The sequence below is a fragment of the Stenotrophomonas sp. EMP41 genome (assembly GCF_047495535.1).
Lineage (GTDB): Bacteria > Pseudomonadota > Gammaproteobacteria > Xanthomonadales > Xanthomonadaceae > Stenotrophomonas > Stenotrophomonas sepilia.
The window spans coordinates 2,661,518-2,675,599 of sequence record NZ_CP179923.1 but is presented as its reverse complement, the minus strand read 5'-3'; the positions used below and the strand labels follow the sequence as shown (position 1 = coordinate 2,675,599).

The following is a 14,082-nucleotide window of genomic DNA, read 5'->3' as shown; positions in this document are numbered from 1 at the left end:
GCCATGCGTGGATGGAGAGTGCCGACCAAGGTCGGCAGCTACCCATCCATAACGGGCCCAACAAAAAAAGCCGCTGCAGGGCAGCGGCTTTTCGTGTCAGCCGGCGCGGTAGCGCCAACTGGTCGGATCAGAGGTCGACCCGGCGGGCCTGCATGAACTTGTTGCCCCAGTAGCCACTGAGCAGGGTGTCCACGCGCACGTCCTTGCCTGAGCTCGGTGCGTGCAGGAAGCGGCCGTCGCCCACGTAGATGCCGACGTGGTCAACACGGCCCTTGCGACCGAAGAACACCAGGTCACCGGCGGCCAGTGCGGTACGGTCGTTGATCAGTTCGGCATTGTCATCGTGGGCCATCTCGCGCGAGACGCGCGGCAGCTCGATGCCCAGGGCCGAACGGAACACATAACCGACCAGGCCGCTGCAGTCGAAACCGCTGTCCGGGTTGCTGCCACCCCAACGATACGGGGTGCCCAGCAGGGTCATCGCGCGCCGCAGCAGCGACTGCACCTTGCCGTTGTCGGCGGCGGTACCGACAACGCTGCCATTGGTGGCGCTGCTGGTGTCGTAGTTGGCGAGCAGGCGGCTGAGGTCACCGGCCACCACGGCCGAGCGGTCCATCAGCGGAATGGTGTCGTTGGCGGCCAGGTGCGGCAGCAGGGCGGCCAGCGTGGCACTGGCGGCGGCATCGACTCGGCTGCGCTGCGGAGCGGCAGCCTCGGCCTTGGCGGCCGGTCGGGCGGTGTTCTCGGCCATCGGGGCCGGGGGTACATCGGAACGGTTCGGAGCAGTCTGCGACCAGGCCGGAAGGCTGGTCAGGCACAGTGCCAGGCCAAGCAACAACGGGCGGGCACTGCGTGAAGATACGGAAGTCTGGCCTTCGCTTTTCAGGTCGTCAGTCGTCACGCGTCGGTCACAGGAAAAAAACGATGGGGCATCATGCCCTGTAAAAGCGCCGATAAGTTAAAAATTCCGTTAGTAAAACGTTATACCGGCAGTGATTTACGTCACAGTTTTGAACATATCGCCTGTTCATTTTAGCGAAGGACGCGTTTCGCCCCTGTGTAGTGGTCCTTCCAGTAGGGACCGCTGAGCGAGTCGAGGCGCACGGTGCCGCCGGTGCTCGGCGCATGCACGAAGCGCCCCTCACCTACATAGATGCCGACATGGGTGACGCTGCCGCGGCTGCCGAAGAACACCAGATCGCCGGTGGCCAGGCGCTGCGGATCGATCTTCGGGCCCTGTACCGCGGCCAGGTCGCGCGAGGTGCGCGGCAGTCGCAGGTCCAGCATCTCGCGATAGACATAGGCGACCAGGCCGCTGCAGTCGAAGCCCGAATCCGGGGTGTTGCCGCCATAGCGGTAGGGCGTGCCGACCAGGCTGATGGCCCGCATCAGCACCGAGTTGGCGGCCTCGGGGTTGTCCGGCACGGTCTTCGGCCAGTTCGCCGTCGGCGGGGGCGGCGCCGGGCGGGTGGCCTTGCCGCCTCCACAGGCCGTCATCAACACGGGCAGGGCCAGCAGCAGGGCCGGGGCGAGAAACCGGCGCGGGCCGGACGAAACTGGCGTGATGTGCATGATCTCCGGATAATGCGCCACCTTGGATTGGCCGTCATGATGGCGGCGTCCCCGCCGGGCGACAACCCGCCCCAACCCGCCTGCCTCCGGCAGATCCAGACAGAGTTGCGCATGAAGATCGAAAAAGACCGCGTTGTCCGCTTCCACTACACCGTTTCCGAAGTCGGCCAGGAGCCGATTGAGTCGTCCAAGGACCGCGGCGAGCCGCTGGCGATCCTGATCGGCCACGGCAACATCATCCCGGGCCTGGAAAACGCCATGATGGACAAGGAAGCCGGCGCGACCTTCAACGTCGACGTCAAGGCGGCTGATGCCTACGGCGAGCGTCGTGAAGGCCTGTCCCAGCGCGTGCCGAAGAAGCACTTCGGCAACACCAAGCTGGCCCCGGGCCAGCAGGTCGTGCTGCAGACCAACTTCGGCCCGCGTGCGGTGACCGTGCAGAAGGTCGGCATGAGCGTCGTCGACGTCGACCTGAACCACCCGATGGCCGGCAAGGACCTGCACTTCGACGTCGAGATCGTCGACGTGCGCGAAGCCGGCAAGGAAGAGATCGACCACGGCCACGTCCACGGCGACGGTGGTCACCAGCACTGATCGCAGCGCGATCGTGATGGATGCAGCGGCCCGCTTCGGCGGGCCGTTGCGTTTCTGGAACACGGCGCGGCCATCCATGGCGTGCGGGCCGGCGGCATAATGGCGGACCTGCCTGACGGACGCCCCGTGAACGCCGCTTCTCCTTCCCTGCAGCCGGTGGCTTCCGGCGAACGCATCGCCGTGCTGGACGTGCTGCGCGGTGCCGCGCTGCTGGGCATCCTGCTGATGAACATCGAGGCCTTCAGCGGACCGCTGGATCTGGCCTTCACCGGCATCGACGTGCGTTGGCAGGGCATCGACTACTGGGCCGATGCCTTTGTGTACGTGTTCGTGCAGGGCAAGTTCTTCACCCTGTTCTCGCTGCTGTTCGGCGCCGGCTTCGCGGTGATGGCGCAGCGCGCTGAGGCCGCCGGGCGCGACTTCACCCCGTTCTACCTGCGCCGCAGCGCTGGCTTGCTGCTGATCGGCCTGTGCCACGCGCTGCTGGTCTGGTCCGGCGACATCCTCGTGATGTACGCGTTGGTCTCGTTGCCGTTGCTGGCCTGCCGCGAGGCCCCGCGCAGCTGGCTGCCGTGGATGGGCGTGATCGTCTATCTGGGCGGCGTTGCGCTGATGCTGCTGGTCGGCGCGATGGTGTCGATGGCTTCGGCCGAAGAGGTGCGGGGCATGCTTGCCGAGGCGCAGCAGAGCATCGATCTGCAGCGGCAGGTGTACGGGCAGGGCAGCTGGGCGCAGGCCACTGTGCAGCGCCTGAGCGAGTTCGGCACTTCGATGGGCGCGCTGCTGATCACCGGCCCGGAAGTGCTGGGCATGTTCCTGATCGGCAGCTGGTTCGCCGGCAGCGGCGCGTTGGCGACGCCGGAGCGCTTTCCGCGGCTGTACGCGGTGCTGCGTTGGGGGGCACTGCCGCTGGGCCTTGTGGTCACACTGCTGGGTGTTGCCTGGAAACCCTACCTTGCACCCGGCGCCTACAACCTGCCGGTGACGGCGGCGATGGCGCTGGTGACGATCGGTGGCCTGCCGATGTGCCTGGGTTACCTCGCGTGGATCGTGCATTGGCGTGCGCGGTTGGCCTGGCTGGCACCGGTCGGGCGCATGGCGCTGACCCACTATCTTGGCCAGTCGCTGCTGTGTACCTGGACCTTCTACCACTATGGCCTGGGCAGGTTCGAGACGATGCCGCGCAGCGTGCAGCTGTTGTTCGCGCTGCTGCTGTTTGCCGCGCAGGTGGTCTTCTCGCACCTGTGGCTGCGCCATTTCCGCTTCGGCCCGATCGAGTGGGTGTGGCGTGCGATGACCTATCGGCAGTGGCCATCGATGCGGCGCAGGACGGAGCAGGGGTGAGCGATGGGCGCGCATGCGCTGTGCTGACCGGCCGCGCGCCCGCGCATCCTCACGTCTGGCTTGCAGCGGGGCGTGGCATGCTCGGCATCAGCATGAGCGCCGGCACCGGCCAGCTGATCGCCGATCTCGTCTGCGGCCGCACGCCAGCGATCGATCCTGCCCCTTACCGACCCGAGCGATTCCGATGAGCACTGCACCCTATGATTACGACCTGATCGTCCTTGGCGGTGGTTCCGCCGGCCTGGCTGGCGCGATCCGCGCCGCGCAGCACGGCAAGCGCGTGGCGCTGCTGGAACCCGGCGAACTGGGCGGGACCTGCGTCAACGTCGGCTGCGTGCCGAAGAAGGCCATGTGGCTGGCGGCCGACCTGCACGAGCGCATCGGCCTGGCCAGTGCGATGGGTTTCGATGTCAAGGCACGCCCGGCATTGTCGTGGAAGGAGCTGGTGATCCATCGCCAGGCCTACATCAGCAACATCCACACCAGCTACCACAAGCGCCTGGACGAAACCGGCGTGGTGCGCATTCCGGCGCGCGGTCATCTGCTCGATGCGCATACCGTGGCCTGCAGCGATGGCGTGCGTTACAGCGCTGAACACATCCTGATCGCCACCGGTGCGCATCCGCTGCGTCCGGATATTCCCGGCGCGGAACTGGGCCTGGTTTCCGATGACTTCTTCGATCTGCGTGCGGCACCGGCCGAGGTGGCGATCATTGGTGGTGGCTACATCGCGGTGGAACTGGCCGGGTTGCTGCAGGCACTGGGCAGCAAGGTGAGCCTGCTGGTGCGGGGCAAGCGGTTGCTGGAGCGCTTCGACTACGAGTTGACCGACCAGCTGGCCGAGAACCTGAAGCAGCAGGGCGTGCGGATCCATTTCGGCTACCGGCTGCGCGAACTGCAGCGCGACGGTGAGCGTGTGCGTGCGTTCGGCCATGACGGCCCACTCGACAGTGTGTTCGATGCGGTGTTCTTCGCTGCCGGCCGCCGGGGCAACAGCCGGGGCCTGGGCCTGGAAGCGCTCGGCATCGGCATCGGAGAGCACGAGCAGGTGCAGGTGGACGAATGGCAGACCACCTCTGTGCCGAGCGTGCACGCGGTCGGTGACATCGCCGGAAAGGTTGGCCTGACCCCGGTCGCGGTGGCCGCTTCACGGCGGCTGATGGACCGCCTGTTTGGTGGTCGTCCGCAATCGAAGATGGATTACGAGAACGTGGCCAGCGTGGTGTTCTCGCACCCGCCGCTGGGTGCAGTGGGCATGAGCGAAGAGGAAGCGCGCGCGCGTTTCGACCAGGTGAGCGTTTACCACAGCCGTTTCCGCCCGATGCTGCAGGCGCTGGCCAACGGCACCCAGCGCAGCCTGTTCAAGATGGTGTGCGCGGGCCCGGAGGAGCGCGTGGTGGGTATCCACCTGCTGGGCGAAGCGGCCGACGAGATCCTGCAGGGCTTTGCCGTGGCAGTGAAGATGGGCGCGACCAAGGCCCAGTTCGACGCTACCGTGGCGATCCACCCGACCTCGGCCGAGGAAGTGGTGCTGATGCGCTGACGTGCCCGTTGTAGCGCCGAGCCCACGCTCGGCTGCTTTTCGCCCCGGCTTGGCGGAGTCGAGCGCGGGCTCGACGCCACGGGACAGCAGGCGCCCCCATGCGACAATGGGCGCCCCCACGCCTTACCGGGCCGCTCTGCGCGGCCCGCCGTCGTCCTGATGTCCACTCCCGCTTCCCGCATCGCTACGGCTTCCCCCCGCATCGCGCTGGGGGGGATCGGCCTGGCTGCGATCGGCGCCATTGCTGCTTCCGGCAAGGCCATCATCGTCAAGCTCGGCCTGCGCCATGGCGTGGATGCCACCACGCTGCTCGCCCTGCGCATGCTGATGGCGCTGCCCTTATTCGCGTTGATGGCCTTGTGGGCCGCGCGCCGGGCCACGCCGCTGTCCTGGGCCGACCGTGCCCGCGTGCTGTGGCTGGGCTTCACCGGCTATTACCTGTCCAGCCTGCTCGATTTCCAGGGCCTGCAATACATCAGCGTGACGCTGGAACGGCTGATCCTGTACTTGAACCCGACCCTGGTGCTGCTGATCAACGTGCTGCTGGCGCGGCAGCGGCCGGGACGCTGGCAGATCGGCGCGCTGGTGCTGAGCTATCTGGGCGTGCTGCTGGCGTTCGGCCACGATCTGCAGCGCGAGGGCGGCCAGATCATCGTCGGCAGCCTGCTGGTGCTCGGCAGTGCGCTCAGCTACGCGCTGTACCTGTTCGGCAGTGGGCAGGTGGTGGCGCGCATCGGCGCGGTGCGGCTGACCGCCTATGCCAGCTGCGTGGCGGGCGTGCTGGTGCTGCTGCATTTCGCGGTGACCCATCCGCTGCCACTGCTGTGGCAGGCACCGGCACCGGTACAGTGGTTGTCGCTGGTCAACGCCACCGTGTGCACGGTGCTGCCGGTGCTGGCGATCATGCTGGCGGTGCAGCGCGTGGGTTCGTCGCTGGCCGCGCAGGTCGGTATGCTGGGCCCTGTTTCCACCATCGTGATGAGCCTATGGCTGCTCGACGAACCGATGGGGCCGGCACAGATCGCCGGCACCGTGCTGGTGCTGATCGGCGTTCTGCTGGTGACCCGCCTGCGGCGCTGACGCCGGAGCAGGCGCGTGCGCGCATCCTGGCGGTGATCCGCGCGATCCCGGCGGGGCAGGTGATGGGGTACGGGCAGGTGGCGATGCGCGCGGGCCTGCCCGGGCGTGCACGCCTGACCGCGCGCATCCTGGGCCAGAACGACGACCCGGAGCTGCCCTGGCACCGCGTGCTGCGCTCGGATGGGCGCATCGCCATGGAAGAAGGGTCGGCGGGCTGGCGCGAGCAGTCGCAGCGGCTGCGTGCCGAGGGCGTGGTGGTTGAGAACGGCCGGGTGCGGATGCCCACGACCGATCCGGCGGTAGCGCTGGATGCTGCCGTATGGGGGCCGGGCTGAGCGCCCCCGGCGACTGAACAGGCCGGACCTGCGGGTCGCCAACAAGGCGCGGTGCTGCGGCTATGATGGAGGTCGTTCCATGCCGGTGCTCCCATGTTCCCGCGACTGCCAACCGTCACCAAGGCCCTGCTGATCGCCAACGCGATCCTGTTCCTGCTGCAGCAGCCGTTCCTGCTCGGCATGCAGACCTTCGAGCCGTTCATGCTGCAACCGTTGCAGCAGGGCTTCGATGCGTTCTCGCCGGGTGGCAACTTCCAGCTTTGGCAGCTGCTGACTTACGGTTTCCTGCATGGCAGCTTCATGCATCTGTTCTTCAACATGCTGGCGGTCTTCATGTTCGGCGCGCCGCTGGAGCAGACCTGGGGTGAAAAGCGCTTCCTGCTGTATTACCTGGTCTGCGTAGCCGGTGCCGGTGTCTGCCAGCTGCTGGTGGGTACGCTGCTGGAGAACCCGGCCACGGTGCTGGGGGCCTCCGGCGGCGTGTTCGGCCTGTTGCTGGCCTACGGCATGCTGTTCCCGAACCAGCGGGTGATGCTGCTGTTCCCGCCGATCCCGATGAAGGCGCGTACCTTCGTGATCCTGTTCGGCGTGGGCGAACTGGTGCTGGGCATGACCGGCTTGCAGCCGGGCGTGGCCCACTTCGCGCACCTGGGCGGCATGTTGTTCGGCTGGTTGCTGATCCGCTACTGGCGCGGGCAGCCGCCGTTCAACAAGCGCCGCCCGCCGGGCCCACCGAAGCGCCCGAACCATCTGCGCAGCGTGAAGTGAGACGCGATGCGCCTCGCTTCACGCGGGGCAGGTGCCAACCTTGGTTGGCACACCTTGGCCAGGATCATTTGACGCGGTAGGTGCCGACCGTTGGTCGGCATGCCTCTACAGATCCTGCAACACCACCTGCGCCGCATTGTGACCTGGCGCGCCGGTCACGCCACCCCCGGGATGTGTTCCCGACCCACACAGATACAGGCCGGGCAGGGCACCACGATAGCCAGCCTGGCCAACCATCGGCCGTGCCGAGAACAACTGGTTGGCACTGAGCGCTCCGTGGAAGATATCGCCGCCGATCAGGCCGAAGGTGCGCTCCAGATCCAGCGGTGACAGCACCTGGCGGCCCAGTACGCTGCCAGCGAAACCCGGCGCATATCGTTCAACGGTGGCGATCATCAGATCGGCCACCGTTTCACGATGATCATCCCAGTGACGCCCACCGGGCAGCACCGGCGCCACGTGCTGGCAGAACAGGCTGGCGACGTGCTTCCCCGGCGGCGCCAGCGAATCGTCCAGCGTGCTGGGAATGAGCATTTCCACGATCGGTTCGCGTGACCAGCCATTGCGACGCGCATCCAGCCAGGCACGGTCCATGTAATCCAAGCTTGGGGCCATGATGATGCCGGCGCTGAGGTGATCGCCGGGACCGGGCAGGGCGCGGAAGTCCGGCAGCTGCGACAGCGCGACATTCATCCGGAACGTGCCGGAACCGCAGCGCCAGTTCGCCATGCGTTCTCGCGTTGCGTCCGGTACCTGCTCCGGTGCCAGCATCTGCTCGTACAGCAGCTTTGGATTGACGTTGGCGATCATCGCGCGTGCGCGCAGGATTTCGCCATTGGCCAGCACCACGCCCACGACACGACCCTGCTCGATCAGCAGGCGTTGCACACCGGCATCCACGCGCAGCTCAGCCCCGGCCTCCCGCGCGGCAGTGGCGATGGCCTGGCTGATCGCGCCCATGCCGCCGATCGCATGGCCCCACGCACCTTTCATGCCATTGCACTGGCCGAATACGTGGTGCAGCAGCACGTAGGCACTGCCCGGTGTATACGGGCTTGCGTAGTTGCCGACGATGCCATCGAAGCCGAACAGCGCCTTGATCGGCTCGCTTTCGAACCAGCGGTCCAGGTACTCGGCCGCCGACAGCGTAAAAAGGTCCAGCAGCTCCTGCCGCAGCGAGGCATCCAGCGTGGCCAGTTCACGACCGAGACGGCCCATCTGCCACAGGGCGGGCAGGGCACGCCAACCGCCTGCTGCACCCAGGTCCGGCGGCGCGCGCAGGGCCCAGGCGCGCAGCACATCAGCGAAGATCTCCAGGCGCGCTTCGTATTCGGGTAGCCGCTGTGCATCCCGCTCGGAAAACTTCGCGATCTCGGCCTGGGTGTGGCCCGGTGCCGACAGCAGGTAACGGCCATCCTGCAGCGGCAGGAAGTTGTTGGCCGGGCGGTTGATGATGCGCAGCCCATGCGCGTGCAGCTGCAGGTCGTCGATTACCTTCGGCTGCAGCAATGACACCGTGTATGACGCCACCGAGTTGCGGAACCCGGGGTGGAATTCCTCGGTGACCGCAGCACCGCCCAGAACGCCACGACGTTCCAGCACCAGCACCTTCTTGCCAGCGCGCGCGAGATAGGCCGCGCAGACCAGGCCGTTGTGGCCGCCACCGATGATGATCGCATCCCAGGACATCAACACCTCGGAAAAAGGGGACGGAGGGAATTAAGTCGCAAGTCGCATTGGGTCCTCGGCAATGGGGAATAACGACTTAATCCCCTCCGTCCCCTTTTTTGATTGCCGCTTCGATGGTGGCAATGTCGATCTTCTTCATCGGCATCATCGCGTTGAAGGCGCGCTTGGCCAGTGCCTTGTCCTGGCTGGTCACCGCTTCGATCAGCAGGCGTGGGCTGATCTGCCAGGAAACGCCCCATCGGTCCTTGCACCAACCGCACTGGCTCTCCTGTCCGCCGTTGCTGACGATGCCGTCCCACAAGCGGTCAGTCTCGGCCTGGTCCTCGGTCTGGATCTGGAAGGAGAAGGCTTCGCTGTGCTTGAACGCGGTGCCGCCGTTGAGGCCGACGCAGGGGATGCCGTAGACCGTGAATTCGACCGTCAGTACGTTGCCTTCCTTGCCGTCGGGGTAGTCGCCGGGTGCGTGATGGACTGCAGTCACAGCGCTGTCGGGCAGGAGGCTGGCATAGAAGGTGGCGGCCTCGAGCGCTTCCTTGTCGTACCACACGCAGATGGTGTTCTTGTGGGCCATGGTCGGGCTCCGCAGCGGACGAAGGCGCAGCGATAGCACGCCTGGTGTTAACCCGGGATCGTGCTGCATCCGCAAAAAATAAGGGCGCCCGAAGGCGCCCTTTGCATTACCAGTGCGGCAGCCGGCTCAGCGCCAGACCTTGATCTGGTCGGCTTCGCTGCGCTGCATCGGCTGCCCGGCCTTGCAACTGAAGGTGGCACCGAACGCCGGCAGGTTGGCCAGCGTGCCGTTGCTGCGCCACAGGCCCGGTGCGCGGATGTCGGCGGTCAGGCGGCGCGCGGCCTCGTTCGGCGACAGCTGCTGTGCCCACAGCGTCGACCAGGCGCGGAAGAAGCCCTGCTGCTGTGCCTGCTTGGCCTTGGGCTCCTGCGCAGCATACGCCGCCCATGCCAGTTCCAGGCCGGCGATGTCGGCCAGGTTTTCTTCCTGGGTGAGCGTGCCGTTGACCTTGGCACCCTTTACGCCCGGGAAGTCGTAGGCGCTGTACTGCGCGGCCACGCGATTGCCGAGCAGGGTCCAGGCGGTCTTGTCGGCCGGGGTCCACCAGCTGCGCAGCTCGCCCTTGGCATCGACCAGCGCGCCCTTGGCATCGATCGCACGGGTCAGCTCATGGCCGACCAGGCCACCGAAGCTGCCGAATTTGTCGGCGGTGTCGGCCTTGGCGTTGAACACCGGGCCCTGCAGGATCGCGGCGGTGACGATCAGGCGGTTCTGCGCCAGGTCGTAGGCCAGCGACGGCTGCTGCGGCAGCACGTCCCAGCGGCGGTCGGCATTGCCCTTGCCGATGCGCTTCATTTCCTCGCGGTGGCGCCAGGTCGAAGCAATCAGCATGTTGCCACCAAACGAGCCGCGCCCCATCGGCTGCACGCTGTAGTCCAGGTCGCGCAGCGGCGTGCCGATCTCGATCTTCAGCGCAGCCAGCTTGGCTTGCGCTTCAGCCTTGGCTTCGGCGCTCATCCAGCTGTTGTTCTTGACCGCTTCGATCTGTACTTCGCGCAGCTTGTCGACGATCCACGCCGCCTGGCGACGATCTTCGGCCGACAGGTAGCGCGCGGCATATTCGCGGCCGACCATCGGGCCGGCGGCCACGTTGATCGCATCGAGCACGCTTTCCCAGCGCTGCGGTGGCAGGGTTTCGCCGCGCAGCACGCGGCCGCGGAATTCGAACTCGGCGTCGCGGTAGGCCTTGGACAGGTACGGCGCCATCGAATCGCCCACGCGCCAGCGCAGGTAGGCTTTCCACTGGTCCGGCTTGAGCTTGGTGACCATGCCATCGAGCTGCTTGAACAGGCCCGGATCGGCCAGCGACACCAGGTCGTCATCCACGCCCTGTGCCTTCAGGAACGCGTCCAGCTGCAGGTTGCGGTAGCGGCTGTTGAGCTCCTTGGTGGAGATCGGCGCGTAGTTGTTGAACGGGTTGTTGATGCCGGCCAGCGACTGCGCGTTGCGCGCCAGCTCGGTCTCCAGTGCGATCACCGCCTGCGATTCGGCATCCAGCTTGGCCGCCGGGGTGCCGGTCAGCGCCAGGATCTGCTTGACGTAGTTGCGGTAGCGGCCCATCAGCGCCACGGTATCGGCGTCGGTGCGGGTATAGAACGCCGGATCCGGCAGGCCCATGCCGCCCTGCATGAAGTAACCAATGTGGCGGTCCAGCGCCTTCAGGTCGACGTCCGGGCCGAAGTTGAAGGCGACCGGGATGCCCACCTGGTGCAGCGCGGCGATCGAGGCCGGCACATCCTTGGCCTTCTTGATGGCGTTGATGCGGGTCAGCAGCGGGGCGATTGGATTGGAACCGTCCGCTTCCACGGCGGCTTCGTCAAGGCCGCTGGCCCAGAAGTCACCCAGCAGCTTCTGCACGTTGCCCTGCGGCGACTTCATCGCGGCGTCGAGCAGGTCGCGCTGCTGCTGGCGGCTGCGGTCGACCAGCTGGCCGAGCGCGGTAGTGGCACCGGTCTGCGGCACCGGGTTGGCCTTCAGCCAGCCTGCATTGGTGGCGTCGTAGAAGTCGCTGCACTGGGCGCTGACGGCCGGGGCGCGTGCGGCCTTCTTCTTGGCGGCGGCAAACGCATCGTGGGTCGGGACCAGAGTCGCCAGGCTGATGCCCAGGGCGATGGCAAGCGGACGGAAGTTGGGCATGTGGAACGAATCCGTGATGGATTGAGGGCGCGCGCACTATAGCAAGCCGGGCATGGGCGCGGCATGCACGCATCACGGTGGCTCCGCCAAGCCGTGCGCCGACCAAGGTCGGCGTCTACCAACGGCGTGGGCCATGCGTGGATGACGGGCGCTGTGAAAAACAAAGGCCCGGGAATTCCCGGGCCCTTGCAGGTAGGCCGCAACGTCAGCCGCGACTTACCAGATCACCACCTGCTGCTCGCCGGTGCGGGCCATCGGCGAACCGGCCTTGCACTGGAACGCGGCGGCGAAGGTCGGCAGGTTCGACGGCGCACCCATGGCGCGGAACTGCGCCGGGGCGTGCGGGTCGGTGGCCAGGCGGACCTTGGCGTTTTCCGGGGTGTACTTGGTACGCCACACCGTGGCCCAGTTGAAGAAGAAGCGCTGGTCGCGGGTGAAGCCATCGACCTTCGCATCTTCCTTGCCGGCGGTGGCCTTCTGCAGCGCGTCGTAGGCGGTGGCCAGGCCACCCAGGTCGGCGATGTTCTCGCCCAGGGTCAGGTGGCCGTTCACCGCCTGGCCGTCGACCTTGTACTGGTCGAACTGCTTGACCAGCTTGCCGGTGAGGCCTTCGAAGTTCTTCTTGTCGGCCGGGGTCCACCAGTCTTCCATGTTGCCGGTCGGCCCGAAGCGTGCACCCTGGTCGTCGTAACCGTGGGTCATTTCATGGCCGATCACCGCACCGATGCCGCCGTAGTTCAGCGCGTCGTCGGCCTTCGGATCGAAGAATGGCGGCTGCAGGATGGCGGCCGGGAACACGATCTCGTTCTGCAGCGGGTTGTAGTAGGCGTTGACGGTCTGCGGGGTCATGCCCCACTCGGTCTTGTCCACCGGCTTGCCGATCTTGGACAGGTTGAACTTGTAGTTGAACTCGTTGGCCGCGCGCACGTTGCCCAGGAAGCTGTCGCGCTGGGTCTGCAGGCCCGACCAGTCGCGCCACTTGTCCGGGTAACCGATCTTCGGGGTGAAGGTCTCCCACTTGGCGATGGCCTTGGCTTTGGTTTCCTCGCTCATCCAGCTCAGGCCCTGGATGCGGTCTTTCAGCGCGGCGGCCAGGTTCTTCACCAGCTCTTCCATCTTCGCCTTGGCTTCCGGCGAGAAGGCGACCTTCACGTACAGCTGGCCGAAGGCTTCACCGGCATCGTTCTCGATGGTGCCCAGCACGCGCTTCCAGCGCGGCTTCTGTTCCTTCTGGCCGTTGAGGGTCTTGCCGTAGAACTCGTAGTTCTCCTGCACGAAGGCGTCAGCCAGGTACGGCGAGGCGCTGTCCACGGTGTGGAAGCGCAGGTAGGCGCGCCACACCGACGGGTCGGTATCGCCCAGCGCCTTGCTCACTTCTTCATGGAAGGCCGGCATGGCCAGCGAGAACTTCTCCGGCGCGGCCACGCCCTGCGACTTGAAGAACTCGGTCCAGCTGAAGTTCGGAGTCAGCTTGTCGGCGTCGGCCAGGGTGACCGGGTTGTAGTACAGCTCGACGTTGCGCGACAGCTCGACGCGCGACTTGGAGGCCTTGGCCAGGCGGGTTTCGAACTTGACCACGTCTTCGGCCTGCTTGGCCGCGTCGGCCGCGGCGACGCCGGACAGCTCCAGCACCTTGGCGACGTGCGCCTGGTAGGCCTTCAGCTTGTCGGCGTTCTTGGCATCGGTGTAATAGGTGGTATCCGGCAGGCCCAGGCCGCCCTGGCTGGCGTAGGCCATGTTCATGGCCGAGTTCTTGAAGTCGGCTTCGGCACCGAAGCCGAACAGGACGTTGTCACCCTTGGCGGCGCTGCTGCGCAGGTAGTTGGCGATCGCCGCCTTGTCCTGCAGGCCGTCGATGGCCGCCAGGTCGGCCTTCAGCGGCTCGATGCCCTGCGCGTTGATCTTGGCTTCGTCCATGCCGGTGGCCCACAGGTCGCCGACGATCTTCTCGATGTGGTTCGGATTCTTGACCTGCGCCACCTGTTCGGCCAGCTGGTGCTGCACGGCCACCGAGCGCTCGTCGAGGATGGTGAACGCACCCCAGCTGGTGCGGTCGCCCGGAATTTCATTGGCGGCCAGCCACTTGCTGTTCACATAGTCGCCGAAGGCGCCGCAGGCGTCCTTGGTGGTATCCAGATCGCTGGGCTGGAAAGCGTTGTAGGCCGGCAGCTTGCTTTCGTCCAGCGTGTAGTTGGTGGCTTCGGCCGCGGCCGGCGTGGAGGCGGTGGCGTCCTTGGCCGGGGTTTCAGTCTTGCCGCAGCCGACCAGCGCGGCCGAAACGGCCAGGGTCAGCAGCACGATCTTGGGAGTACGGGTCACTTTGATGGCCTCCAGGCCGAGTGAGTCAGGGAAAGGCCGTGGGACGGCCGTGGGCCGAACGATACGCCGCCGGCCAGACCTGCAAGGGTGTCGAAGGTCATGGCCGGGTGCAAGGGGGCCGCTTGGTGGCC

12 protein-coding genes and 1 pseudogene are annotated in these 14,082 nt (G+C 66.5%); 7 read left to right on the top strand and 6 right to left on the bottom strand.

The features are described 5' to 3' along the window. Positions 1–127: 127 nt before the first annotated feature. A complete protein-coding gene (locus ACMGRF_RS12355) occupies positions 128–901 on the bottom strand; it encodes a C40 family peptidase (protein ID WP_053090844.1) in 774 nt (257 codons plus the stop codon). 131 nt (positions 902–1,032) lie between these two features. Continuing rightward, positions 1,033–1,572 (bottom strand): C40 family peptidase, encoded by a 540-nt coding sequence (locus tag ACMGRF_RS12350; protein WP_005418044.1) that lies wholly within the window; start codon positions 1,570–1,572, stop codon positions 1,033–1,035. Positions 1,573–1,683: 111 nt separating this feature from the next. Here ACMGRF_RS12350 and ACMGRF_RS12345 point away from each other — a divergent pair, with 111 nt between their 5' ends. The 7 genes and pseudogenes from ACMGRF_RS12345 (at position 1,684) to ACMGRF_RS12315 (ending at position 7,236) form a co-directional block, all read left to right on the top strand. After that, positions 1,684–2,166, top strand: a complete 483-nt coding sequence (locus ACMGRF_RS12345; protein ID WP_005418041.1) for an FKBP-type peptidyl-prolyl cis-trans isomerase — start codon at positions 1,684–1,686, stop codon at positions 2,164–2,166. A 99-nt stretch (positions 2,167–2,265) separates the two neighbouring features. Continuing rightward, a complete protein-coding gene (locus tag ACMGRF_RS12340) occupies positions 2,266–3,510 on the top strand; it encodes a DUF418 domain-containing protein (protein WP_099496205.1) in 1,245 nt (414 codons plus the stop codon). A gap of 29 nt (positions 3,511–3,539) precedes the next feature. Then, positions 3,540–3,698: pseudogene (locus ACMGRF_RS12335) on the top strand (amino acid dehydrogenase); the annotation flags it as partial. Further along, positions 3,695–5,053 carry a glutathione-disulfide reductase gene (gene gorA, locus ACMGRF_RS12330; protein ID WP_414485252.1) on the top strand — a complete coding sequence of 453 codons (1,359 nt, stop codon included), beginning with the start codon at positions 3,695–3,697 and terminating at the stop codon, positions 5,051–5,053. The pseudogene ACMGRF_RS12335 and the gene gorA, both read left to right, overlap by 4 nt. Positions 5,054–5,212: 159 nt before the next feature. Then, a complete protein-coding gene (locus tag ACMGRF_RS12325; RefSeq protein WP_049417111.1) occupies positions 5,213–6,133 on the top strand; it encodes a DMT family transporter in 921 nt (306 codons plus the stop codon). Continuing rightward, positions 6,040–6,468, top strand: coding sequence for an MGMT family protein (locus ACMGRF_RS12320; protein ID WP_414485251.1), 429 nt, complete (start codon positions 6,040–6,042; stop codon positions 6,466–6,468). Before ACMGRF_RS12325 ends, ACMGRF_RS12320 begins: the two co-directional genes overlap by 94 nt. A gap of 93 nt (positions 6,469–6,561) precedes the next feature. Then, a complete protein-coding gene (locus ACMGRF_RS12315) occupies positions 6,562–7,236 on the top strand; it encodes a rhomboid family intramembrane serine protease (protein ID WP_049417113.1) in 675 nt (224 codons plus the stop codon). Positions 7,237–7,341: 105 nt separating this feature from the next. On the opposite strand, the gene ACMGRF_RS12310 is transcribed toward ACMGRF_RS12315, so the two are convergent. The 4 genes from ACMGRF_RS12310 to ACMGRF_RS12295 all read right to left on the bottom strand — a co-directional run bounded on the left by ACMGRF_RS12310 (position 7,342) and on the right by ACMGRF_RS12295 (position 13,951). After that, a complete protein-coding gene (locus tag ACMGRF_RS12310; RefSeq protein ID WP_100478552.1) occupies positions 7,342–8,925 on the bottom strand; it encodes a phytoene desaturase family protein in 1,584 nt (527 codons plus the stop codon). Between the two features lie 76 nt (positions 8,926–9,001). After that, positions 9,002–9,496: a VOC family protein gene (locus tag ACMGRF_RS12305; protein WP_414485250.1), complete on the bottom strand. Its 495-nt coding sequence runs from the start codon at positions 9,494–9,496 to the stop codon at positions 9,002–9,004. A 126-nt stretch (positions 9,497–9,622) separates the two neighbouring features. Further along, a complete protein-coding gene (locus ACMGRF_RS12300) occupies positions 9,623–11,632 on the bottom strand; it encodes a M13 family metallopeptidase (protein ID WP_049417116.1) in 2,010 nt (669 codons plus the stop codon). Positions 11,633–11,848: 216 nt separating this feature from the next. Next, positions 11,849–13,951: a M13 family metallopeptidase gene (locus ACMGRF_RS12295; RefSeq protein WP_111096838.1), complete on the bottom strand. Its 2,103-nt coding sequence runs from the start codon at positions 13,949–13,951 to the stop codon at positions 11,849–11,851. Between the last annotated feature and the right edge of the window lie 131 nt (positions 13,952–14,082).